19 protein-coding genes are annotated in these 22,448 nt (G+C 71.7%); 12 read left to right on the forward strand and 7 right to left on the reverse strand.

The features are described from left to right. The first annotated feature begins 16 nt into the window (after positions 1-16). Together BKE41_RS19510 and BKE41_RS19515 are read left to right on the forward strand one after the other, a co-directional pair. Positions 17-3,166, forward strand: a complete 3,150-nt coding sequence (locus BKE41_RS19510) for a CusA/CzcA family heavy metal efflux RND transporter (RefSeq protein WP_070999999.1) — start codon at positions 17-19, stop codon at positions 3,164-3,166. Positions 3,167-3,318: 152 nt separating this feature from the next. Next, positions 3,319-4,854 carry an efflux transporter outer membrane subunit gene (locus BKE41_RS19515; RefSeq protein ID WP_029360236.1) on the forward strand — a complete coding sequence of 512 codons (1,536 nt, stop codon included), beginning with the start codon at positions 3,319-3,321 and terminating at the stop codon, positions 4,852-4,854. Positions 4,855-4,864: 10 nt separating this feature from the next. Here the strand turns inward: BKE41_RS19515 and BKE41_RS19520 are convergent, their stop codons facing one another. From BKE41_RS19520 to BKE41_RS19535, 4 genes are all read right to left on the reverse strand, one after another. After that, a complete protein-coding gene (locus BKE41_RS19520) occupies positions 4,865-5,656 on the reverse strand; it encodes a flagellar hook basal-body protein (protein WP_012320624.1) in 792 nt (263 codons plus the stop codon). A 134-nt stretch (positions 5,657-5,790) separates the two neighbouring features. After that, complete coding sequence (locus BKE41_RS19525; RefSeq protein WP_071000000.1) at positions 5,791-6,264, reverse strand: secondary thiamine-phosphate synthase enzyme YjbQ; 474 nt, start codon at positions 6,262-6,264, stop codon at positions 5,791-5,793. Continuing rightward, positions 6,261-7,979, reverse strand: coding sequence for a cisplatin damage response ATP-dependent DNA ligase (locus BKE41_RS19530; protein ID WP_071000001.1), 1,719 nt, complete (start codon positions 7,977-7,979; stop codon positions 6,261-6,263). The genes BKE41_RS19525 and BKE41_RS19530 overlap by 4 nt, the downstream gene beginning before the upstream one ends. Continuing rightward, a complete protein-coding gene (locus tag BKE41_RS19535) occupies positions 7,976-9,031 on the reverse strand; it encodes a ligase-associated DNA damage response exonuclease (protein WP_012320627.1) in 1,056 nt (351 codons plus the stop codon). The genes BKE41_RS19530 and BKE41_RS19535 overlap by 4 nt, the downstream gene beginning before the upstream one ends. Before the next feature lie 68 nt (positions 9,032-9,099). On the opposite strand from BKE41_RS19535, the gene BKE41_RS19540 reads away from it, so the two are divergent. Together BKE41_RS19540 and BKE41_RS19545 are read left to right on the forward strand one after the other, a co-directional pair. Then, positions 9,100-10,047 (forward strand): methyltransferase domain-containing protein, encoded by a 948-nt coding sequence (locus BKE41_RS19540; RefSeq protein WP_071000002.1) that lies wholly within the window; start codon positions 9,100-9,102, stop codon positions 10,045-10,047. Positions 10,048-10,116: 69 nt separating this feature from the next. Next, complete coding sequence (locus tag BKE41_RS19545; RefSeq protein ID WP_012320629.1) at positions 10,117-10,911, forward strand: YoaK family protein; 795 nt, start codon at positions 10,117-10,119, stop codon at positions 10,909-10,911. A gap of 22 nt (positions 10,912-10,933) precedes the next feature. Here BKE41_RS19545 and arfB read toward each other — a convergent pair whose 3' ends face one another. Continuing rightward, positions 10,934-11,365 (reverse strand): alternative ribosome rescue aminoacyl-tRNA hydrolase ArfB, encoded by a 432-nt coding sequence (gene arfB, locus BKE41_RS19550; protein WP_012320630.1) that lies wholly within the window; start codon positions 11,363-11,365, stop codon positions 10,934-10,936. A 172-nt stretch (positions 11,366-11,537) separates the two neighbouring features. Next, positions 11,538-11,834: a BolA family protein gene (locus tag BKE41_RS19555; protein ID WP_071000003.1), complete on the reverse strand. Its 297-nt coding sequence runs from the start codon at positions 11,832-11,834 to the stop codon at positions 11,538-11,540. A gap of 108 nt (positions 11,835-11,942) precedes the next feature. On the opposite strand from BKE41_RS19555, the gene BKE41_RS19560 reads away from it, so the two are divergent. The 4 genes from BKE41_RS19560 (at position 11,943) to cobT (ending at position 16,183) form a co-directional block, all read left to right on the forward strand. Then, positions 11,943-12,569, forward strand: a complete 627-nt coding sequence (locus tag BKE41_RS19560; RefSeq protein WP_012320632.1) for a DnaJ domain-containing protein — start codon at positions 11,943-11,945, stop codon at positions 12,567-12,569. 208 nt (positions 12,570-12,777) lie between these two features. Further along, positions 12,778-13,761, forward strand: a complete 984-nt coding sequence (gene cobS, locus BKE41_RS19565) for a cobaltochelatase subunit CobS (protein ID WP_071000004.1) — start codon at positions 12,778-12,780, stop codon at positions 13,759-13,761. Between the two features lie 5 nt (positions 13,762-13,766). Beyond that, positions 13,767-14,273 carry a DUF29 domain-containing protein gene (locus tag BKE41_RS19570; protein WP_106427843.1) on the forward strand — a complete coding sequence of 169 codons (507 nt, stop codon included), beginning with the start codon at positions 13,767-13,769 and terminating at the stop codon, positions 14,271-14,273. 5 nt (positions 14,274-14,278) lie between these two features. Further along, positions 14,279-16,183: a cobaltochelatase subunit CobT gene (gene cobT / locus BKE41_RS19575; RefSeq protein WP_024829168.1), complete on the forward strand. Its 1,905-nt coding sequence runs from the start codon at positions 14,279-14,281 to the stop codon at positions 16,181-16,183. A 327-nt stretch (positions 16,184-16,510) separates the two neighbouring features. Here cobT and rpmB read toward each other — a convergent pair whose 3' ends face one another. Further along, positions 16,511-16,813 carry a 50S ribosomal protein L28 gene (gene rpmB / locus BKE41_RS19580; protein WP_012320636.1) on the reverse strand — a complete coding sequence of 101 codons (303 nt, stop codon included), beginning with the start codon at positions 16,811-16,813 and terminating at the stop codon, positions 16,511-16,513. A gap of 354 nt (positions 16,814-17,167) precedes the next feature. Here rpmB and BKE41_RS19585 point away from each other — a divergent pair, with 354 nt between their 5' ends. The 4 genes from BKE41_RS19585 to BKE41_RS19600 all read left to right on the forward strand — a co-directional run bounded on the left by BKE41_RS19585 (position 17,168) and on the right by BKE41_RS19600 (position 22,438). Then, entirely contained in the window at positions 17,168-18,136 is a 969-nt protein-coding gene (locus BKE41_RS19585) for a DUF3108 domain-containing protein (RefSeq protein ID WP_245295813.1), read from the forward strand. A gap of 80 nt (positions 18,137-18,216) precedes the next feature. Next, on the forward strand, positions 18,217-18,507 hold the full coding sequence (locus BKE41_RS19590; protein ID WP_012320638.1) for a DUF1330 domain-containing protein: 291 nt from the start codon (positions 18,217-18,219) through the stop codon (positions 18,505-18,507). A 170-nt stretch (positions 18,508-18,677) separates the two neighbouring features. Then, entirely contained in the window at positions 18,678-18,986 is a 309-nt protein-coding gene (locus BKE41_RS19595; protein WP_024829166.1) for a hypothetical protein, read from the forward strand. A 212-nt stretch (positions 18,987-19,198) separates the two neighbouring features. Then, on the forward strand, positions 19,199-22,438 hold the full coding sequence (locus BKE41_RS19600) for a helicase-related protein (RefSeq protein WP_071000005.1): 3,240 nt from the start codon (positions 19,199-19,201) through the stop codon (positions 22,436-22,438). The last annotated feature ends 10 nt before the right edge of the window (positions 22,439-22,448 follow it).

A 22,448-nucleotide genomic window follows, 5' to 3' on the forward strand; every position in this document is an offset into this window, starting at 1 on the left:
GCGGGGATCCGGTCCGATGAACGCCCTGATCGCCTTCTCGCTGCGCCAGCGCGTGCTGGTGGTGCTGCTGTTCGTCGTGATGCTCGGCGTCGGCTACGGCGCCTACACGCAGCTCAACATCGAGGCCTACCCGGATCCGGTCCCGCCGCTCGTCGACGTGATCACCCAGAACCCGGGCCAGTCGGCCGACGAGATCGAGCGCTACATCACCATTCCCCTGGAGGTGGCGCTCGCCGGCATCCCGAACGCCCAGGTGGTCCGGACAATCTCGCTGTTCGGCCTCTCGGACGTGAAGGTCCAGTTCAACTACGAGTACACGTACGAGCAGGCGCTGCAGCGGGTCCTCAACCGCCTGTCGCAGGCCCCGACGCTGCCCAACGGCGCCACGCCGCAGATCTCGCCGACGAGCCCGGTGGGCGAGATCATGCGCTACAAGCTCGTCGGCCCGGCCGGCTACTCGCCCATGGACATGAAGACCCTGCAGGACTGGGTGCTGCAGCGCCGGTTCAAGGCGATCCCCGGCGTCGTCGACGTCACGGCCTTCGGCGGCAAGGCCAAGGAGTACGAGGTCGCGGTCGACCTGAACCGCCTCCAGGCCCAGGGCCTGACCCTGGTGCAACTGACCAACGCGCTGAACAACGCCTCGATCAACGTCGGCGGCCAGACGCTGAACGTCGGGCAGCAATCGGCGGTGGTGCGCGGCATCGGCCTGATCCGCGACATGGACGACATCCGGGACACGATGATCAGCCTCGTCAACGGCACCCCGGTGCTGGTGCGGGACGTGGCGGAGGTGCGCGTGTCGAACGCCCCGCGCCTCGGCATCGTCGGCCACGACAACCAGCCCGACATCGTCGAGGGCATCGTGCTCATGACCCGCGGCGGCAAGAGCCTGCCGACGCTGGAGCGGGTCGAGGCCGAGATCGACAAGATCAACAGCTCCACGATCCTGCCGCCCGACGTGAAGATCGAGCGGATCTACGACCGCTCGGGCCTGATCCACACCACCACCCACACGGTGATGCACAACCTCGTCTTCGGCGTGGTGCTGGTCTTCGTGGTGCAGTGGCTGTTCCTCGGCTCGCTCACCAGCGCGATCATCGTGGCGGCCACGATCCCGTTCGCGCTCGGCTTCGCGATCCTGATCCTGGTTGTGCGCGGCGACTCGGCCAACCTCCTGTCGCTCGGCGCGATCGATTTCGGCCTGATCGTCGACGCGACCGTGATCATGGTGGAGAACGTCTTCCGCCACATCGCCGAGCCCGACCACGTGAAGGGCGAGGCTCCGCCCAGCGGCCTGACGGGCCGGCTCGGCACCATCGCGGTCGCCGGCCGCGAGGTGAACCGGGCGATCTTCTTCTCGGCGACCATCATCATCGTCGGCTTCCTGCCGCTGTTCACGATGACCGGTGTCGAGGGCCACATCTTCGGGCCGATGGCCAAGACCTACGCGTACGCGCTGCTGGGCGGCCTGCTCGCGACCTTCACGGTCTCGCCCGCGCTCTCGGCCCTGATGCTGCCGAAGAAGCTCGAGGAGCGCGACACCCTGATCGTGCGGGTGCTGCGCGTCGGCCACGAGGCGGCTCTGCGCTTCGGCCTGCGCAACCGCGTCCTGGCGATCGCCGTGATGCTGGCGGTGCTCCTGGTTTCGGGCCTCACGGCCCGCAATCTCGGCCTCGAGTTCCTGCCGCGTCTCGAGGAGGGCAACCTCTACGTGCGCGGGACGATGCCGTCCTCGATCTCGCTGGAGGCCGGCAACGCCTACGTCCAGCGCATGCGCAAGATCTTCCAGGAGGTTCCGGAGGTCACCACCGTCCTGTCGCACCAGGGCCGCCCGAACGACGGCACCGACGCCACCGGCTTCTTCAACGTCGAGATCCTGGCGCCGCTCAAGCCGATCGACCAGTGGCGCAAGGGCCTCGACAAGGAGACGCTGATCCAGGACCTCAGCAAGAAGCTGGAGGCGGAATTCCCCGGCATCGAGTTCAACTTCTCGCAGTATATCGAGGACAACGTCCAGGAAGCGGCCTCGGGCGTGAAGGGCGAGAACTCGGTCAAGATCTACGGCAACGACCTCGCCCAGCTCACCAAGACCGCCAACGCCGTCAAGGCCGCGCTCGCCACCGTCCCGGGCGTCACCGACCTGTCGGTGTTCGAATCCCTCGGCCAGCCGACGGTGCGGATCGACGTCGACCGCCACAAGGCCGCGCGCTACGGCCTGTCGATCGGCGACGTGAACACCACGATCCAGGCGGCGATCGGCGGCCAGACCGCGGGCGACCTCTACGAGTACGGCTCCGACCGCCACTTCCCGATGCGGGTGCGGCTCGCCAAGGAGTACCGCTCCTCGCTCGCGGGCATCCGCAACATCGCGGTCGGCGCCCAGAACCCCAACGGCGGCGTGATCCAGGTGCCGCTCTCCGAGATCGCCGACGTCGACCTCGTCTCCGGCGCCTCGTTCATCTACCGCGAGGACCAGCAGCGCTATATCCCGGTGAAGTTCTCAGTGCGCGGCCGCGACCTCGGCAGCGCCGTGCTGGAGGCCCAGCGCAAGGTCGCCGATGCGGTCGACCTGCCGCCGGGCTACCGGCTGGAATGGGTCGGGCAGTTCACCAACCTGAAGGAGGCGGCCGCTCGCCTCAGCCTCGTGGTGCCGATCACGCTGCTGCTGATCGCGCTGCTGCTCTACATCAACTTCTCGTCGGTGGCCGACATGCTGCTGACCCTGTCGGTCATCCCGATGGCGATGATCGGCGGCATCTTCGCCCTGGCGCTGACCGGCACGCCGTTCTCGATCTCGGCGGCGATCGGCTTCATCGCGCTGTTCGGGATCTCGACCATGGAGGGCGTGATCCTGCTCGCCTACTACAACCAGCTGCTCGACGAGGGCTGGAAGCCGCAGGAGGCGGTCTGGCACGCCGCCGTGGTGCGCATGCGCCCGGTGATGATGACCTGCGTGGCGGCCTGCGTCGGCCTGCTGCCGGCCGCGGTCTCCACCGGCATCGGCTCGCAGGTGCAGAAGCCGCTGGCGCTCGTGGTGGTGGGCGGCATCATCCTGGCGCCGAACCTGATCCTCGTGATCGTCCCGGTGCTGATCTCCCTGTTCTCCCGGCGTCGCCCGAACCCGGACGCCAAGGCGCGGCCCGCGCACCGGGCCGCCGCGTGAGCCGGCTCAGGAGCGCGCGCGGCGAGGCCGTCGTGGCCCCGCCCGTTGCAGGGGCGCCACAAAGGCCTCGCCGCGCGCGCCATCTGGGAACGGTCGGATTGACTTGGCAGCGGGTCGCGCCGCTCTACCGAGGTGAGCTTTTCGGGGGCGGGATGGTGAGCTTTGCGCCGAGACGGTGCGGACGGGCGACCGCGTGGCTGGCGGCCTCCCTCGGCCTGTCGGCCTGCGCGGTCGGCCCGAACTACGTGGCGCCCGAGGCTCCGCCGGTCGGCCGCTACACCAAGGAACCGCTGCAGAATCCCTCCGCGGCCGACAAGATCCGGACCCGGCAGGGCGGCTCGGCCGACCAGAGCTTCGTCTCCGGCGCCGATATTCCTGGCTCGTGGTGGACCCTGTTCCACTCGAAGGCGCTGAACCGCCTCGTCGAGCAGGCGCTCGCCAACAACCCGACGCTGGAGGCGGCGCAGGCCTCCCTGCGGGTGGCGCAGCAGAACGTGCTCGCCCAGAAGGGCACGCTCTACCCGAGCCTGACCGCGACGCCGCAGATCCAGGGGGCGCAGGCGCCCGGCCTCGACCTGCAATCGCCCCTCAACAACCAGAACCAGTATCTCTACAGCCTGTCCACGCCGCAGGCGGTGGTCTCGTACAATCCCGACGTGTTCGGCGGGAACCGCCGGCAGATCGAGTCCCTGGAGGCCACCACCGAGAACCAGCGGTTCCAGCTGGAAGCGGCCTACCTGAGCCTGACCGCCAACGTCGTCGCCGCCGCGATCCAGGAAGCGTCCCTGCGCGCGCAGATCGACGCGACCCGCAAGGTGATCCAGGCGCAGACCGAGGTGCTGCAGCTCTACAACAAGCAGCTGTCGCTGGGTCAGATCGCCGGGGCCGACGTGGTGCAGCAGCAGGCGGCGCTGGCGCTGTCGCAGCAGCTGCTGCCGCCGCTGGAGAAGGCGCTCGCCCAGCAGCGCAACCTGCTGACCGCGCTGGCAGGACGCCTGCCCTCCGACGAGGTCTCCGAGACCTTCGACCTCGCCGCCCTGCGCCTGCCGACCCGGCTTCCGGTGAGCCTGCCCTCGCGGCTCGTGCAGCAGCGGCCCGACGTGAAGGCGGCGGAGGCCCTGGTGCAGCAGGCGAGCGCCAATGTCGGCGTCGCGGTGGCGAACCGCCTGCCGCAGTTCAGCCTGACCGCCACGGGCGGCTCCAGCGCCACGCGGATCGCGCAGGTGACCAGTCCGGGCGCGGCGTTCTTCACGATCATCGGGCAGGCGACGGCGCCGATCTTCGATGCCGGCACCCTGTTCCGGCGCCAGCGCGCCGCCGAGGAATCGCTGACGGAGGCGCAGGCGCAGTACAAGGCGACGGTGATCACCGCCTTCCAGAACGTCGCGGACGCGCTGCGGGCGCTCCAGGCCGACGCGAAGGCCGTGGCCGCTGCCGACGCCGCGGTGAGCGCCACGAACCAGAGCCTCGCGCTGATCCGCAAGCAGTACACCGCCGGGGCGATCACCTCCTCGCAGGTGCTGATCGCCCAGCAGGGCTATCTCTCGGCGCTGGTGACCTCGGCGGCGGCGCGGGCCACCCAGTACGCCGACACCGCCGCCCTGTTCGTGGCCCTGGGCGGCGGCTGGTGGAACCGCGCCGACGTGGCGCCGCCCCCGCCCGAGAAGGACCCGCTGAAGTTCCTCTGACGGGGTCGCGTCAGGTGTACATCGCGATGGCGTCCTGCAGCATCTGGTCGGTGGTGCTCATGACCTTGGTGTTGGCCGTGTAGGCCTGCTGGGTCTCGATCATCTTCGAGAACTGATCCGAGATCCCGGCATTCGACTGCTCCACCGAGCCGGCCGTGACGGTCGCGCCGTTGAGGCCGTAGCTCGGCGTCCCGGACTGGCCGGTGGCCACGTAGGTGCCGCCGTCGAGGGAGGCGAGGTTGTCCTGCATGCCGAACTGCGCCAGCTGCAGCGTGCCGAGGGCCAGGGTGCTGCCGTCCGCGGCCGTGCCCGTGAGGGTGCCGGCGGGCGAGACCGCGAGGCTCGCCAGGGTGCTGGCGCCGGTCGGGACCTGCACGGGGGTCGTCGCCGAGGGGCCGGCGAACAGGTAGTAGCCCGCGCCGTTGGAGAGGTAGCCGCTGGCGTCCGGCGCGAAGTCGCCGCGCCGGGTGTAGCCGGTATCGCCGCCGAAGGCCGGGCTGTCCGGCGTCCCGGTGTTCTTCTTGACGATGAAGTAGCCGTTGCCCGAGATCGCGAGGTTGGTCGACACGCCGGTCGACTGCATCGTGCCCTGGATGTTGAGGCTGTTGCGCGTGCTCGGCAGCACGCCCCCGGCCAGCTGCGTGCTGTCGCCGGTCTCGGCCAGCATGTCGGCGAACCGCGTCTCGGTGGACTTGAAGCCCACCGTCTGGGTGTTGGCGATGTTCCCCGAGATGTTGTTCAGGGCCAGCGACTGCGCCGAGGCGCCGGAAATCGAGTTCGAGAGCGCAGTGAAAAGGCCCATCGGGGTCTCCGTTCGCCGGAGCGGCACGGTCCCCGATCCGACGGAGGCCGATAAGAGCCCGATATGGTTAACCGACGGTGTGTGACCGCGTGTTGCTGGGTCGGCGCGCCGCTCGCGCGACGCCGGCGGAGCGGTCACGCCCCGAGGACGCTCAGCACGATCTCCCGTCGGTGCGGCCGGTCGCGGTGCTCGATCAGGTAGATCCCCTGCCACGTGCCGAGCGCCAGCGCCCCGCCGACCAGCGGGATGGTCAGGGCCGAATCGGTGACCAGGGTGCGGATATGGGCCGGCATGTCGTCCGGCCCCTCGGCGCCGTGGACGTAGCCGGCCTGCCGCGGCGCGAACCCGTCCAGCGCGGTCATCAGGTCGGTCTGGACGTCGGGGTCGGCATTCTCCTGGATGGTCAGCGAGGCCGAGGTGTGCCGGCAGAACACCGTGACGAGCCCGTCCCGGACGCCGCTGCCGCGCACGAACTCGGCCACCGCCGCGGTGAAATCCGTGAAGCCCGGCCCCGGGGTCGCGACGGTGAGGCGGCCGCTGGCGTGGCGCGCCACCGGGCCGGAGGCCAGCGCCTCGACCGGCCCGATCCTGCCGTGTCCCTGCCTCATGCGGTCTTCTCCATCAGCGTCGCGCCCGGCGCGATCTCGCGCTCGCCCCGGGTGAGGATCCGTTCGAGCACGTCGATCCGGTCGGCCTCCGCGGGCGGCTTGTCCCAGCGGATGCGGCTGACCCGGGGGAAGCGCATGGCCACGCCCGACTTGTGCCGGGTCGAGCGCTGCACGCCCTCGAAGGCGATCTCGAGGACGAGCCCGGCCTCGCGGCCGTGGGCGACCTCGCGCACCGGGCCGAAGCGCTTGGTGGTGTTGTTGCGGACGTAGCGGTCGAGCTTGGCGAGCTCGGCGTCGGTGAAGCCGTGATAGGCCTTGCCCACCGGCACCAGCTCGTCGCCGCCCTCGGGCGCCTCCCGCCAGACCCCGAACGTGTAGTCCGAGTAGAAGGACGAGCGCTTCCCGTGCCCGCGCTGGGCATACATCATCACGGCGTCGACGATGTGCGGCTCGCGCTTCCACTTCCACCACGGCCCCTTGGGGCGTCCCGGCAGGTAGGGGCTGTTGAGGCGCTTGAGCATCACGCCCTCGATGGCGTCGGCATCCGCGCCGGCGCCCACCGAGGCCGGATCCGCCCGGGCGGCCGCCAGGGCCTCCCAATCCGCGAAGGGCACGAGCGGCGAGATGTCGATCCGCGCGTGGTCGAGGCGCGTGACCAGCGCCTCCAGCTTCTGCCGCCGTGTTGCGAACGGCTCCCCGCGCAGATCGTCGCCCTCCAGGGTGAGGAGGTCGTAGGCCCGCACGTGGGCCGGGAACTCCTCAAGGAGCTTGCCCGTCACGGCCTTCCGGTTCAGGCGCTGCTGCAGCACGTTGAAGCTCTGCACCCGCCGCTCGCGGAGAATCAGCAGCTCGCCGTCGAGGGCGCCCGCGAAGGTGATGGCCTCGGCGAGGTCCGGGAACGCCCCGGTGATGTCCTCGCCGGTGCGGGAATAGACCTTCCCAACCTGCTGGCCGGCCCGATCGAGACCGCCGACGAGCTGGACGCGGATGCCGTCCCACTTCCACTCGGCCGAGAAGGCCTCGGCCTCCAGCTTCTCGAGGTCGGCCTCCTCCTCGATCGGGTGCGACAGCATCGGCGGCCGGAACGGCGCGGGGTTCAGGGTCTCGGGCCGCTCGGCCCGGCCCTCGACCCAGGCGAACAGAGTCTCGAAGGGCGGGGTCAGGCCGTGCCAGACCTCCTCGACGGCGTCGGCGTCGTGGCCGCCCAGCGCGCCGACCGCCGTCTTGGCGAGTCGCGCCGACACGCCGACCCGCAGGTTGCCGGTGACGAGCTTCAGGAGCGCCCAGCGCCCGGTCTCGTCGAGGGCGTCGAGCCAGTCCGCGAGATGGCGGGGCAGCTCGCGCTTGGGGATGGTCGCGAGGGTCTCCACGACCTCGGCCAGGGTCGGGACGTGGGGCGGCGGATTGTTGTGGCCGGGGCCCGGCTCCCGCGGCGCCTCCGTCGGTCCCGGCCAGATCAGCGCCGTCGTCTCCGCGAGGTCGCCCACGTAGTTGTGCGAGAGCCGGAACAGCACCGGGTCGATCCGTTCCTCCACCAGCCCGCGGATCAGGGCCGGCTTGGCCTCGCGGAAGCTCAGCGTGCCGGTCATGGCGCCCAGCGCGTAGCCGCGCTCGGGGTCGGGCGTGCGCGCGAAGTAGTCCTGGAGCATGCGCAGCTTCGCGTTGCGGCGCGGCTCGTAGGCGAGGCGGTCGAGGAGATGGGCGAACTCGTTCACGCGGCCGCCTCCGCCTCAGAGCTCGCCTCCGAGGTCCCCTCGACCTCGCCGTCATCGCCGTAGCCGAGCAGGTGGAGCGGCTTCGCCCGGATGCCCTGCGTCCCGCACCAGTGGACCAGCGCGTCCTCCTGCCCGTGCGTCACCCAGACCTCCCCGGCGCCGGTGTCGCGGATGGTGCGGCACAGGTCAGGCCAGTCGGAATGGTCGGAGATCACCAGCGGCAGCTCGACGCCCTTCTGGCGGGCGCGGGCGCGCACCCGCATCCAGCCCGAGGCGAAGCAGGTCACCGGGTCGGGGAATTTGCGGGACCACAGGTCCTGGATCGACGAGGGCGGGCAGAGAACGATCGCCCCGTGCAGGTCCTTGCGCTCGGCGGCCACGACCTTGGGCGTGTCGCCCAGCGGCACGCCCTCCTCCTTGTACAGCGTGGTGAGCTTCTCCATGGCGCCGTGCAGGTGGATCGGGCGGTCCCAGCCCTCCTCGCGCAGGAGCGCCATCACCCGCTGCGCCTTGCCGAGCGCGTAGGCCCCCACGATGTGGGCGCGCTCCGGGAACAGTCTGACCGATTCGAGGAGCTTGCGGACCTCGCCCCGCGTGTCGGGGTGGGTGAAGACCGGCAGGCCGAAGGTCGCCTCGGTGATGAACACGTCGCAGGGCACGACCTCGAACGGCAGGCAGGTCGGGTCCGGCGCGCGCTTGTAGTCGCCCGAGACCACGACGCGGACGCCGTCCCGCTCGATGGCGATCTGCGCCGAGCCGAGCACGTGGCCGGCCGGGGCGAAGCGCACGGTGACGTCGCCGACGCGGAGCGCCGCCCCGAGCGGCGCCTCCTGCCGCTGGCGGCAGAAATCCGCGCCGTAGCGCACCGCCATGATTCGCAGGGTCTCGGGCGTCGCCAGCACGTGGCCGTGGCCCGCGCGGGCGTGGTCGGCGTGCCCGTGGGTGATGAGCGCGCGCTCCACCGGCCAGGTCGGATCGACGTGGAAGCGCCCGAGGGGGCAGTAGAGACCCTCGCGGGTCAGGGTGAGGAGATCGCTGGCGCGTATCGGCATCGGGTCCGTGCTGCCGGTGGAGTCCGCCGGTGGCCCCGGTATATAGGCGCCCCCGAATCGGCAGACGCATGGCCTCGCAGCTCAGTTCCGGCGACCTCCTCGCCGATCGCCGCTACCGCTACGCCGAGGCCTGCCTCGCCGACGGCGACCACGCGGGCGCCGCCGACCTCGCCGAGCAGGCCCTGGAGCGCGCCCCGCGCTACGCGCCGGCCTGGCTCCTGCTGGGCCGGGCGCGCGCGGGTCTGGCCGCCTCCGGCACCGATCCGGCCCTGCGCGACGCGGCGGCGCAGGCCTACGCCCGCGCCCTCGACATCGATCCCGAGGACCGGCTGGGCGTGCGCGCGCATCTCGTCCGCCTGGGCGGCGGCGACACCCTCCCGGTCCTGTCGCCGGCCTATGTCCGCGCCCTGTTCGACGACTACGCGCCGCGCTTCGAGCGCCACCTCGTGGAGGGCCTCGGCTATGTCGGCCCGCAGCTCGTCCGCGACGCCCTGCCGCGCGTTCCGGAGCGCTTCGCGGTCGCCCTCGATCTCGGCTGCGGCACGGGGCTGATGGGCGAGGTCGTGCGCGACCGAGTCGATTATCTCACCGGGATCGACCTCTCCCCCGGGATGCTGGCGCTGGCGCGGACCAAGACGGCGCGGGGTCGGCCGCTCTACGAGCGCCTCGTCGAGGGCGACGTCGCCGCCGCCCTGGCCGACCTGCCGGAGGCCTCGGCCGACCTCTGCCTCGCCGCGGACGTCCTGATCTACGTCGCGGACCTGGCGTCGTTCCTGGCGGGCGTGGGGCGGGTCCTGCGGCCCGGCGGCCTCGGTGCCTTCACGGTGCAATCCCACGACGGCCCCGGCTCCGTCCTGGGCGAGGACGGCCGCTACGCCCACGCGGATGCCCATCTGGCGGCGATGGCCGCCGTGTCCGGCTTGGAACGGCTGGCGGCGAGGCCCGCGGAAGTCCGGCGGGAGGGAGGACGGCCGGTACCGGGGCGCGTCGTTGTGTTGCGGCGCACATCGGCATGAAACCGCTCCGCTATTCGTCCATTGTCAGTCGACCGCGACTGGGCGCGGCGGCTCGATCGGGGGATCAGCATGGCGGAATACGGAAGTCGGACAGGCGGTGCAGCACCGGAGCGGAAACCTGAGCCTCCAGCCGACAAGTCGTTTCCCGCCGACCCGCGAACCCGAATTCCCTTCGCGATCGCCCTGGCGGCGCTCGCGGGCTGCGCCGACTCCATCGGCTTCCTGGAATTCTCGCAGCTCTTCATGTCGTTCATGTCGGGCAACACCACCCGCTTCGGCGTGGCGGTGGCCAACGGCGACTGGGAGAATGTCAGCCGCGTCGCCAGCACCATCTGCATGTTCTGCTTCGGCGCCTTCCTGGGGACGCTGATCGCCGCCTGGGTCGGGCGCTGGCGCCTCGCCGTGCTGCTCACGCTCCAGGCCCTGCTGCTCGCCGGCGGCCTGCTGATGCCCTGGGGTACCTTCGCCTACCCGCTGCACGCCTACCCGATCGTCCTGGCGCTGGGCCTCCAGAACGCGACGCTGCAGGACGAGGGCGGCCGCTCCCTGGCGCTCACCTACGTCACGGGCGCCGTGGTGCGTTTCGGCACGGGCTGCGCCAACCTGCTGCTCGGCACGGTGGCGCCCTCCTTCTGGATCCAGGCGCCGCTCTGGGCCGGACTGAGCACCGGCGCGGTCGTGGGTGGCCTGCTCGACATGCGCTACGGCGAATCGGCCTTCCTGTTCCCGGCGGCTCTGGCCGCCATCCTGGCCCTGATCGCGATCGCCCTCACCGTCGCCAAGCCGGGCAGCACCCTGGTCGCCGGATCGTCCCCGGCACCCGATGCCAGCCCGAAGGCCGAGGTCATCGACGCGATCCACTGAGACCCGACCGGGGCAGGTGGGGTCAGCCGTCGGAATCCCGGATGCTGCCCCGGCCCTGCTTGATCGCGGCGCGGCTCTTCTTCGCGCCGATGCGCCGCTCCTGCGAGCCCCGGGTCGGCTTCGTGGGCCGGCGGATCGGCGGCGGCGGCTTGGCCGCCTCCGCCACGAGATCGACCAGCCGCTGCAGCACGTCGGCCCGGTTGCGCTCCTGTGTCCGGTGCCGCTGCCCCGCGAGGACGAGGACGCCGTCCTTGGTCATCCGCCGCCCGGCGAGCCGCGCGAGATTGGCCTTCACCCGCTCGTCGATGGCGGGGGACGCCAGCGCCGCCCAGCGGAGCTGGACGGCGGTCTCGACCTTGTTGACGTTCTGTCCGCCGGCGCCCGAGGCGCGCATGAAGGACAGCTCGATCTCGTCCTCGTCGATGGCGATGCGCGGCGTCACCCGCAGGGGCATGGCGGCCTCCCCGGCAGCGCGATGACGGCGCGCGGGCGGATGCGGATCGGCGGCTCCATCACCATATCTGTCCTGTGGTTCCCGCCCCGCTCACCGCGCCCCGTCGGAGCGATCTCCGGCAACCTCCCGGACGGAGCGACCCGGGCCGCGCCGCCGGTCGCCGCGCGTCGGCTCAGGCCGCCTCGGCCGGCGTGCGGGCGCGCAGCGCCAGGGCGTGCAGGCCCCGCTTGAACGCGTCGTCGAGCAGCGCGTTCACCAAGCGGTGCCGCTCGACGCGGCTCTTGCCCTCGAACGCCGACGCGACGATGTCGAGCCGGTAATGGGTCTCGCCCCCCGGCCGCGCTCCGGCGTGGCCGGCATGCAGATGCGACTCGTCGATCACGTCGAGCCGCGCCGGCGCGAGCTGCTCCCGCAGCCGCGCCTCTATCCAGTCCCGCAGGGTGCCGCCCGCGCCCGCACCGTCCGCCATCGTGCCCTCGCGTCGTGTCCGTGGGCGCCGTCAAGCCCGATCCCGCGCATGCGTCATCAGGCCCGGTGCCCTTGTGTCTCAGGTCCGCCCCCTCATAATCGGCCCGTCATGGATCTCAACTCGCGCCTGTTCGACAGCATCCGGATCAAACCGTCCTGCGACGAGCCGAAGGCCGCGGCCGAGGCCGTCTGCGAGAGTCCGGGCTGCACCCATCCGGGCCTCTACAGGGCACCGAAGGGGCGGAAGGCCGAGGGCCAGTACTGGCGCTTCTGCATCGACCATGTCCGCGCCTACAACGCCACCTACAATTACTTCGACGGCATGAACGACGCCGCCGTGCAGGCCTACCAGAAGGACGCGATCATCGGGCATCGTCCGACCTGGGCGATGGGCGTGAACCGGACCGGTCAGGCCAAGCCGGAGAATGAGCCGGCCCGCGACTGGGCCTACGTCGATCCGCTCGGCATCCTGCGCGGCGAGGGCGTCGGCGACGCGCGCCGGCGCGCCCGCCAGCCCGAGGAGCCGCGCAAGCCCAAACACTCGGCGACGGTGCGCCGCGCCCTCGACGTGATGGGCCTCGAGGAGGGGGCGGACTCGGCCGCCATCAAGGCGCAGTACAAGGTGCTGGTGAAGCGCTTCCACCCCGACGCCAACGGCGGCGACCGGTCGTTCGAGGAGCGCCTGCGCGACATCATCCGCGCCCACGACGTGCTCCGCGCGGCGGGTCTCTGCTGAGCGGCACGAACGATGCACGCCGGTTCGCAGCCAGGATAGGGCAAACCGCGCGGGGCGACCCTATATGGGATCCATGCCGGTCGGTGGCGCGCGAGCGCGCCGCCGTCTAAGGATGGCTCCGCCCCGCCGCGGAGGCCCGGCTCGACGTTCTTCCGCGCGGATGCTTCACTGTTTGGGAGTGGAGCGCCCGCGCCTCACGAGGTTCCGAATGCTCTCTGACGCTACGCCCGCCGCGCTGCCCGATCGCACCGTCTCCGTCCGCGATGTCTTCGGCATCGACCTCGACCTCAAGGTCCCGGCCTTCGCCGAGCCCGAGGAGCACGTGCCGGATGCCGACCCGGACTACATCTTCGACCGGGAGACGACGCTGGCGATCCTGGCCGGCTTCGCCCGCAACCGTCGCGTGATGGTCACCGGCTATCACGGCACCGGCAAGTCGACCCACATCGAGCAGGTGGCCGCCCGGCTGAACTGGCCGTGCATCCGGATCAACCTCGACAGCCACGTCTCGCGCATCGACCTCGTCGGCAAGGACGCCATCGTCCTGCAGGACGGCAAGCAGGTCACCGCCTTCCAGGACGGCATCCTGCCCTGGGCGCTGCAGAACAACGTCGCCCTCGTGTTCGACGAGTACGATGCCGGCCGCCCGGACGTGATGTTCGTGATCCAGCGCGTGCTGGAGCTCTCGGGCCGGCTGACGCTGCTCGACCAGAAGCGCGTGATCCGCCCGCACCCGGCCTTCCGGCTGTTCGCCACCGCCAACACGGTGGGCCTGGGCGACACGTCGGGCCTCTATCACGGCACCCAGCAGATCAACCAGGGCCAGATGGACCGCTGGTCGATCGTCACCACGCTCAACTACCTGCCGCACGACCGCGAGGTCGACATCGTGCTCTCGAAGGCGACCCATTACCGGGGCGACCAGGGCCGCGACATCGTCAACCGGATGGTGCGCGTGGCGGACCTGACCCGCAACGCCTTCATGAACGGCGACCTCTCGACCGTCATGAGCCCGCGCACGGTGATCACCTGGGCCGAGAACGCCGACATCTTCAAGGATATCGGCTTCGCGTTCCGGGTGACCTTCCTCAACAAGTGCGACGAGCTGGAGCGGACGCTGGTGGCCGAGTTCTACCAGCGCGCCTTCGGCAAGGAGCTGCCCGAGAGCGCGGTGAACGTCGCGCTGAGCTGACCCGCATGGAGGACGCGATGGCGCATCCGGCCCCCGCGCGCGAGGACGCCCCGGCGACTGCGCATGCCCGGGGACGGACGCGCCACGCGGACGATCTCTACACCTGGGTTCAGGAGCAGGTGGCCCTGCTCCGCGCCGGCCGGGTGGACGCGCTCGACCTCGACAACATCGCCGAGGAGCTGAGCGACGTGGGCCTGAGCGAGTATTACCGGCTCCAGAGTGCGGTCGAAATCATTATCCTTCACATGCTGAAGTGGGACCATCAGCCGGAACGGCGAAGCCGCAGTTGGGCACTCAGCATCGCCGAGCATCGGGAGCGCGCCACGATCCAACTGCGGAAGAGCCCGGGCCTGAAGTCGAGCCTCAATGAGATTCGGCACGACAGCTTCCGGCTCGGTCGCCTCGGGGCAGCCCGGCAGATGAAGCGCTCGCCCAAAACCCTGCCCGCGGACTGTCCCTACAGCTGGGATGAGATCCTGAACCGCCCCTTCGCGTTCGAGGACGACCGGTAGCGCTGATGTCCATCTCCAACCGCAAACCCGGCGAGCGCCGCGAACCCGTGGCCGAGCCCCTGAAGCGCTCGGTGGCCGGGTGCCTGCGCGCCATCGCCCGGCGCTCCGAGGTCGAGGTCACCTACGCCACCGACCGGCCGGCGCTGACCGGCGACAAGGCCCGCCTGCCCGAGCCCCCGCGCAAGCTCTCGGCGCAGGACGTCGCGGTGCTGCGCGGCAACGCCGACGCCATGGCGCTGCGGCTCGGCTGCCACGACGTCGCCGTCCACCGCCGCCTCGCCCCCGAGAACAGCGCCGCCCGGGCGGTCTACGACGCGGTGGAGCAGGCGCGCGTGGAGGCGATCGGCTCGCGCCGGATGGCGGGCGTCGCCAGCAACATCTCGGCGATGCTGGAGGACCGCTATCACCGGGGCGGCAAGTACGAGACCATCACCGACCGGGCCGACGCCCCGATGGAGGACGCCGTCGCCCTGATGGTGCGCGAGCGCCTGACCGGCCAGAAGCCGCCCGAGGCCGCCACCAAGATCGTCGATCTGTGGCGGGAGCACATCGAGGCCAAGGCCGGCCCGAACCTCGACGGGTTACTCGGCTCGATCGAGGACCAGCGCAAGTTCGCCCGCTCGGTGCGCGAGCTCCTCACCTCCCTCGACATGTCGGACGAGACGCCGTTCGACGCCGAGGACGACGAGAACGACGACGAGAACGACGCCCAGGACGACGAGCAGAACCCCAGCGAGGGCGATTCGGAGGAGAAGAGCCAGGGCGAGCGCGCCGAGATCGAGACCTCCGAGGAGGCCTCCGACGAGATCGAGGAGGGTGCGCAGGAATCCGCCGACGCGCCGTCCGGTGAGTTGCCCGAGGAGGCCGAGGACGCGGAGTCGGAGGAGGCGTCGGAGGCCTCGCGCCCGCCGCAGCGGCAGGGCAACGAGGCGCGCGGGCCCGAGTACCGGGTGTTCAATCCGCGGTTCGACGAGGTCATCCACGCCGAGGAGCTGTGCGACGCCGACGAGCTGTCGCGCCTGCGCTCCTACCTCGACAAGCAGCTCTCGCATCTGCAGGGCGTGGTCGGCCGGCTCGCGAACCGGCTGCAGCGGCGATTGCTCGCCCAGCAGAACCGCGCCTGGGATTTCGACCTGGAGGAGGGTCAGCTCGACCCGGCGCGGCTGGTCCGCGTGGTCATCGACCCCTACCAGCCGCTCTCCTTCAAGCAGGAGAAGGACACGAATTTCCGCGACACGGTGGTGACGCTGCTCCTCGACAATTCGGGCTCCATGCGCGGCCGGCCGATCACCGTGGCGGCGACCTGTGCCGACATCCTGGCGCGGACGCTGGAGCGCTGCGGCGTGAAGGTGGAGATCCTGGGCTTCACCACCCGGGCCTGGAAGGGCGGCCAGAGCCGCGAGGCGTGGCTCGCCGCCGGCAAGCCGCCGAATCCCGGGCGCCTGAACGACCTGCGCCACATCGTCTACAAGTCGGCCGACGCGCCCTGGCGGCGCGCGCGCAAGAACCTCGGGCTGATGATGCGCGAGGGGCTGCTCAAGGAGAACATCGACGGCGAGGCGCTCGACTGGGCGCACAAGCGCCTGCTCGGGCGGCCGGAGCAGCGCAAGATCCTGATGGTGATCTCCGACGGCGCGCCGGTGGACGACTCGACCCTGTCGGTGAATGCCGGCAACTACCTCGAGCGGCACCTGCGCTGGATGATCGAGGAGATCGAGACGCGCTCGCCCGTGGAGCTCCTCGCCATCGGCATCGGCCACGACGTGACCCGCTACTACCGCCGCGCCGTGACGATCATCGACGCCGAGGAGCTCGGCGGGGCGATGACCGAGAAGCTGGCCGAGCTGTTCGAGGAGGACGGCGCGGCGCCGACCGGCCGCATGCTGCGCGCGGCGGGCGGGCGGCGCTGATCGCCGGTCCGACCTAGCCGCTGCTCTGGCTCTCGGGCCGTCCGATCCGGGGCCTCATCCCGAGGCGCCCGAGCGCCGCGACTGACGCGTCCCGACCGTCACCGCGAGCGAAGCGCAGTGATCCAGGGCGCCCCGACCCCGGTGGGCGCAGCGCCACTGGTCTGCTTCGCTCCGCCCGCGATGACGGCGGCGTCGGAGGCATCGACCGGAGACGGTCTGCATGGGACTGTCCGGATCAGTCTGCCTGTCGCGCAAGCGGAAACCGCCGCGGCCCCGAGGGTCACGGCGGTTGAAACCATCCGGTCAGGAACGGTGAAGCCCGACGACTCAGGCCGCGGCGGCCGGGGTCTCGGCGAGCTTCTTGTGGATCTCGCGCTTCAGGAGGCGCGCGGTCTGCGACAGGTCGCCCTCGCCGGCCTTGATCAGGAAGGCGTCGAGGCCGCCGCGGTGCTCCACCGAGCGCAGGGCGTGCGCGGTGACCCGCAGGCGGACACGCTTGCCCAGCGCGTCGGACTGAAGGGTGACGTTGCACAGGTTCGGCAGGAACCGGCACTTGGTCTTGCGGTTCGAGTGGCTCACGAGGTGGCCGACCTGAACGGCCTTGCCGGTGAGTTCGCAGCGGCGCGCCATGATAAAAAACGATCCCGTCTCGTTCCGCCCGGTAGAGACCCGATCGCGGCCGGCGCGATCTTCGTCGCAGCGGGCGGCGCCCGTTGCGTGTTCCAGGTCCGGCGGAGTCCTGTTGAAGGCGCGAGCCTATAGGCGACGAAGGCGCGGTGCGTCAAGGTGCCGACGGGTGCCGGAGCCGCGCCCGACGCCCAACGGTCTGTTAACCACGATGCCGGGATATAGCCTTCTTCCACCTGCAGGAAGGCGCCTCTCCCCGCTCCGTGCGTCGCAGAGGACGCTGGCGAGCGGGTGTGTTCGAGAGGGCGCGTTCGAGCGAGTGTCTTGGCCCGCCCGCCCTGGGATGCGATCCGGATCATGAGCGCCACGCCAGTCCGTCGGATGATCAAGCCGTTGACCGAGCCGTCGACGAAGCACGCTGTCGGGCGGCTCGCGGGCAGCCTCCTCGCGGTCGCGGTCCTCGCGGCCCCGACCGATGCCGGCGCGCGGGTGTCGCGGGCCAAGCGGGCCGCGCCCGCCGCCGCGACCGTGGCGGTCGATTACGGCATCAACCTCGCCGGCCTCCCGATCGGCACGGCGCGCCTCGCCGGCTCGTTCGACCGCGACCGCTACATGATGGACGTGTCGGCGGTGCTCACCGGCCTCGTCGGGGCGATCACCGGCGGGAAGGGCTCCGCCCGGGCCTCGGGCAGCTTCTCGGCCGCGCCGCAGCCCGGCGCCTTCGCCATCGCCACTCAGACGGCGAGTTCCGGCATCGCGGTGCGCATGGCCCTGGCGCACGGCAACGTCGTCCAGGCCGAGATCACGCCGCCGTTGATCGACATGCAGGACCGCGTTCCGGTCACACCGGCCAACAAGCGCGGCATCATCGACCCGGTGAGCGCCCTGCTGATGCCGACCCAGGGGCGCGGCGAGCCCCTCGACCCGGAGAATTGCAACCGGACCCTGCCGGTCTTCGACGGCGCCACCCGCTTCAACGTCGTGCTGAGCTACGCCGAGACCCGCCCGGTGCAGAAGCCCGGCTATGCCGGCCCGGTACTCGTCTGCAATGCCCGCTACCAGGCGGTCGCCGGCCACCGCCCGGACCGGCCGGGGGTGAAGTTCATGGAGGAGAACCGCGAGATGTCGGTCTGGCTCGCCCCCGTCGAGGGGACGCGCGTCCTGATCCCGCTGCGCATCTCGGTGCTCACCACGATCGGCACCAACATCATCGAGGCCACGCGCTGGAGCCAGAGCGGCACGCCGACGACCACCGGCACGGCCGGCGCCGCCGGCACCGGCGTGGCCGGCAACAGCGTCGCGCAGGCGAGCTTGGCCGGGCAGTAGCGCCGCCACCCAGGCGTTTGACCGGCGGCCGGTTTCCCGGCACCTCGGCGCGGCGCGGCAGCCGCGCGGGGAGGTCAGCAGTGCCCAAGGGCTACATCATCGTCCGGATGACGGTCACCGATCCGGACACCTACAAGGACTACGCCGCCATGGCCTCCGAGGCGATGCGCCGCTACGGCTGCAAGCCGCTGGTGCGCGGCGGCCGGTGCGAGGCGCTGGAGGGCGAGGGCCGTCCGCGCAACGTCGTGCTGGAATTCGAGTCCTACGAGGCGGCGCGCAGCTACTACTTCTCGCCCGAGTACCAGGCCGCGGTGGCCAAGCGCCGGCCGGCGGGAATCGGCGAGGTGGTGCTCGTCGAGGGTGTCGACTGATCGACGTCTGGGTTGCTCCCGGATTCCGCGCGGTCCGCGAAACGCCCCTGGGAGGCGCGGAGCCGGCCCTCACCGCTCTCCCGGCTCGCCGTGCCGGTGGGGACGCACGCGGCGAGGTCCGCAGCCGCGCGGGTGGAGGGAATCTTCACGTTCCCGGCGATAATGCCCGGATGTGCTCGCCTGCCCTCCGAATCGCCCTCGCCCTGGCCGCGCTCGCAGGCCCGGCCGCCGCACAGACCCTGAGCGCCGGATCCGCCGATCAGGGCTGCGGCGGTGACGCCTTCTCGTCGGCCGAAGTCGTCGAGAACAGGCCGCCCCGCCGCGGTCCCCTCGTCGCGACTCCCGACACGCTCTGCGCCGACCTCGCGCCGCAGCCGGGCACCCCGACGACGCAGATCGATATCTACCCGATGATCACGCCGCAGATTGGACCTGGCGGCGGCGGCATCCCATATGGGGGAGGACCGTACCGGCCCTAACGTCCCCGACGCGGCCGGCCGGTCGGACCCGCCTCCCCGCCCGCGCCGCGACGGCGCCGCGACGGCCTTCCCGCTCGAAGGAACCGCCGACCATCGACGCGCTGCTCCGCCCCACGTCCAGTCGCTCGCTGTCCCGCGAGGCCCGCGCCCGCGGCGTCACCGCGGTCCTCGGGCCGACCAACACCGGCAAGACGCATCTCGCCATCGAGCGGATGCTCGCGCACCCGACCGGCATGATCGGGCTGCCCCTGCGGCTGCTCGCCCGGGAGGTCTACCTGCGCGTCGTCGCGAAGGTGGGCCCCGAGAAGGTCGCCCTCGTCACCGGCGAGGAGAAGATCAAGCCGGACCGGCCGCGCTACTGGATCTGCACCATCGAGGCGATGCCGCGGGACCTCGACGTGGCGTTCGTGGCCATCGACGAGATCCAGCTCGCCGCCGACATGGATCGCGGCCACGTCTTCACCGACCGCCTGCTCTACGTCCGCGGCCGGGAGGAGACCCTGCTGATCGGCTCCTCGACCATGCTGCCGCTGGTCCAGGACCTGATCCCCAACGTCCACACCACGACCAGGCCGCGGCTCTCGCAGCTCACCTTCGCGGGGGAGAAGCGGCTGTCGCGGCTGCCCCGGCGCACCGCCATCGTGGCGTTCTCGGCCGAGGAGGTCTACGCGATCGCCGAGCTGATCCGCCGCCAGCGCGGGGGCGCCGCGGTGGTGCTCGGTGCCCTGTCGCCGCGGACCCGCAACGCCCAGGTCGAGATGTACCAGGCGGGCGACGTCGACTACCTCGTGGCCACCGACGCGGTCGGGATGGGCCTCAATCTCGACGTCGATCACGTCGCGTTCGCGGCCAACTGGAAGTACGACGGCACCCGCTTCCGCAAGCTCACGCCCGCCGAGATGGGCCAGATCGCGGGGCGCGCGGGGCGCCACCTCTCGGACGGCACCTTCGGCTCCACCGGCCGCTGCCCGCCGTTCGAGGCCGAGCTGGTGGAGCGGCTGGAGAGCCACGACTTCGATCCCCTGCGCATCCTGCAGTGGCGCAACCCGGATCTCACCTTCGGCAGCCTGGACGGCCTGCAGGCGAGCCTCGACGAGCACCCGCGCGAATCGGGCCTGACCCGCGCCCCGATGGGCGAGGATCAGCAGGCCCTCGAGATCCTCATGAAGGAGGACGACATCCGCGACATGGCGCGCAGCGCCGCCGCGGTGCGCCGCCTGTGGGACGTCTGCGGCGTCCCGGACTACCGCAAGGTCCACCCGCAGGTGCACGCCGACCTCGTGGCCCAGCTCTACCGGTTCCTCATGAAGGGCATGGCGGGCCGCATCCCCGACACGTGGTTCGCCGAGCAGGTCGCGATGATCGACCGGACCGACGGCGACATCGACACGCTGTCCCGCCGGATCGCGCAGGGGCGCACCTGGACCTTCGTGGCGAACCGTCCCGACTGGCTGCGCGACCCAGAACATTGGCAGGGCGAGACGCGTCGGGTAGAGGACAGGCTGTCCGACGCCCTGCACGAACGCCTCGCGAGCCGCTTCGTCGACCGGCGCACAAGCGTCCTGATGCGGCGCCTGAGAGAGAACACGATGCTCGAAGCCCAGATCACCGCCGACGGTGACGTCACCGTCGAGGGTCAGCATGTCGGCCACCTTCACGGATTCCTGTTCGTTCCCGATGCCAGCGCCGAGGGGCACGAGGCAAAGACACTGAGGAGCGCCGCCGAGAAGGCGCTCGCGGGCGAGATCGAGGCGCGGGCCGAGCGATTCGCCGCGGCCGCCGATTCGACCCTCGTGCTCTCGCACGACGGCACGATCCGCTGGACCGGCGCGCCCGTCGCCAAGCTCACGCCCGGCGAGAAGCTGTTCGCCCCGCAGATCCGTCTGCTGGCGGACGACAGCCTGACCGGCGCGCATCGCGAGAAGGTCGAGGGCCGCCTCGACGCGTGGCTGAAGGCCTACATCGTGCGGCTGCTCGGCCCGCTCATGGAGATCGAGACCGCGGCCGACCTCACCGGCCTCGCCAAGGGGATCGGCTACCAGGTGGTCGAGGCGCTCGGCGTCCTGGAGCGCTCGAAGGTGGCGCACGAGATGCGCAGCCTCGACCAGGACGGCCGCGGGGCCCTGCGCCGCCACGGCGTCCGCTTCGGCGCCTACCACATCTTCCTGCCGGCCCTGCTGAAGCCGGCGCCCCGCACGCTCGCGGCCCAGCTCTGGGCCCTGCGCAACGGCGGCCTCGACCAGCGCGGACTCGACGAGATCGCGCATCTCGCCGGCTCCGGCCGCACCTCGATCAAGGTCGATCGCGAGATCGCCAAGGGCCTTTACCGCGCCGCCGGCTTCCGGGTCAGCGGCGAGCGGGCGGTGCGCGTCGATATCCTGGAGCGGCTCGCCGACCTGATCCGCCCGGCGATCGCCTACCGGCCCGGCACCACCCCGGGCGCACCGCCGGACGGCACGGCCGACGGCGACGGCTTCGTGGCCACCGTCGGCATGACCTCGCTGGTCGGCTGCTCGGGCGAGGATTTCGCCTCGATCCTGAAGTCGCTCGGCTACACGGCCGAAGCGCGCCCCGGCCCGGCCATCACGGTGCCGCTCGTCCCCGCCGCCGCCACCGCGCCGGCGGCACCGGCCGTCGCCGCCGAGGCATCCTCCGAGGAGGCCGTCGCCGCGCAGGCGGACGCCGCCGAGCCGGTCGGCGACGAGGTTCCGGACGCCGAGGGCGAGACCGCCGACAACGCCCCCGCGGCCGAGGAAGCCCCGGCCGCCGAAGCCGAGGCGGCGCCCGCCGTGGGCGCGGTTCCGGACGACGCGGCCGGCGCGCCCGTCGAGGAGGCTGCCGCGTCGCCCGCGACCGAGGCCTCCGCGACCGAGGCTTCCGCGACCGACGCGCCCCACGCCGGGGCGGAGCAGCCGGCCGACGGGGTCGCCGAGTCCATCGCCGAGCCCCCGGCCGCATCCGCCGAGGAGACCGCGCCCGAGACCGCCGCCGAGCCGCAGCCCGCCGCGGCCGACACGGCGGACGCCTCGGGTGCCGAGGGCGAGGGTGCCGCCGAGATCCCGCAGATCGAGGTCTGGCGCCTGCAGCGCCACCAGCGCCCGGCTCACCAGCGCCCGCAGAACCGCCCTCGCGGGGGCGGCCGGGGCCGTGACGGCAGCCAGCAGGGCCAGCACCCGGGACAGGGTCGGCCCGAGGGCGGCCGGCCCGAGCAGCGCCGGGCCGAGGGCGACGGCCCGCGTCCCGGCCGGGATCGCGGCCCGCGCCGCGACCGGTTCGAGGGTGGGCGGCCGGAGCGCCGCGACGACCAGCGCAGCGCGGAGCAGCGCCATTCCGGCCCGCGGCCCGACCAGCGGCCGCCGCGGCGCGAGCGGGCGCCCGATCCGGATTCGCCGTTCGCCAAGCTCGCGGCCCTGAAGGCGCAGCTCGAGGCCGGCGACGGCGGGAAGCGCTGACCCGCGGCGG

Source organism: Methylobacterium sp. C1, from assembly GCF_001854385.1.
Lineage (GTDB): Bacteria > Pseudomonadota > Alphaproteobacteria > Rhizobiales > Beijerinckiaceae > Methylobacterium > Methylobacterium radiotolerans.

Coding starts and splice junctions, on each gene's coding strand:
- BKE41_RS19510 (WP_070999999.1), top strand. CDS start 17: ATGAACGCCCTGATCGCCTTCTCGCTGCGCCAGCGCGTGCTGGTGGTG.
- BKE41_RS19515 (WP_029360236.1), top strand. CDS start 3,319: ATGGTGAGCTTTGCGCCGAGACGGTGCGGACGGGCGACCGCGTGGCTG.
- BKE41_RS19520 (WP_012320624.1), bottom strand. CDS start 5,656: ATGGGCCTTTTCACTGCGCTCTCGAACTCGATTTCCGGCGCCTCGGCG.
- BKE41_RS19525 (WP_071000000.1), bottom strand. CDS start 6,264: ATGAGGCAGGGACACGGCAGGATCGGGCCGGTCGAGGCGCTGGCCTCC.
- BKE41_RS19535 (WP_012320627.1), bottom strand. CDS start 9,031: ATGCCGATACGCGCCAGCGATCTCCTCACCCTGACCCGCGAGGGTCTC.
- BKE41_RS19540 (WP_071000002.1), top strand. CDS start 9,100: ATGGCCTCGCAGCTCAGTTCCGGCGACCTCCTCGCCGATCGCCGCTAC.
- BKE41_RS19545 (WP_012320629.1), top strand. CDS start 10,117: ATGGCGGAATACGGAAGTCGGACAGGCGGTGCAGCACCGGAGCGGAAA.
- arfB (WP_012320630.1), bottom strand. CDS start 11,365: ATGCCCCTGCGGGTGACGCCGCGCATCGCCATCGACGAGGACGAGATC.
- BKE41_RS19555 (WP_071000003.1), bottom strand. CDS start 11,834: ATGGCGGACGGTGCGGGCGCGGGCGGCACCCTGCGGGACTGGATAGAG.
- BKE41_RS19560 (WP_012320632.1), top strand. CDS start 11,943: ATGGATCTCAACTCGCGCCTGTTCGACAGCATCCGGATCAAACCGTCC.
- cobS (WP_071000004.1), top strand. CDS start 12,778: ATGCTCTCTGACGCTACGCCCGCCGCGCTGCCCGATCGCACCGTCTCC.
- BKE41_RS19570 (WP_106427843.1), top strand. CDS start 13,767: ATGGAGGACGCGATGGCGCATCCGGCCCCCGCGCGCGAGGACGCCCCG.
- cobT (WP_024829168.1), top strand. CDS start 14,279: ATGTCCATCTCCAACCGCAAACCCGGCGAGCGCCGCGAACCCGTGGCC.
- rpmB (WP_012320636.1), bottom strand. CDS start 16,813: ATGGCGCGCCGCTGCGAACTCACCGGCAAGGCCGTTCAGGTCGGCCAC.
- BKE41_RS19585 (WP_245295813.1), top strand. CDS start 17,168: ATGAGCGCCACGCCAGTCCGTCGGATGATCAAGCCGTTGACCGAGCCG.
- BKE41_RS19595 (WP_024829166.1), top strand. CDS start 18,678: ATGTGCTCGCCTGCCCTCCGAATCGCCCTCGCCCTGGCCGCGCTCGCA.
- BKE41_RS19600 (WP_071000005.1), top strand. CDS start 19,199: ATGCTCGCGCACCCGACCGGCATGATCGGGCTGCCCCTGCGGCTGCTC.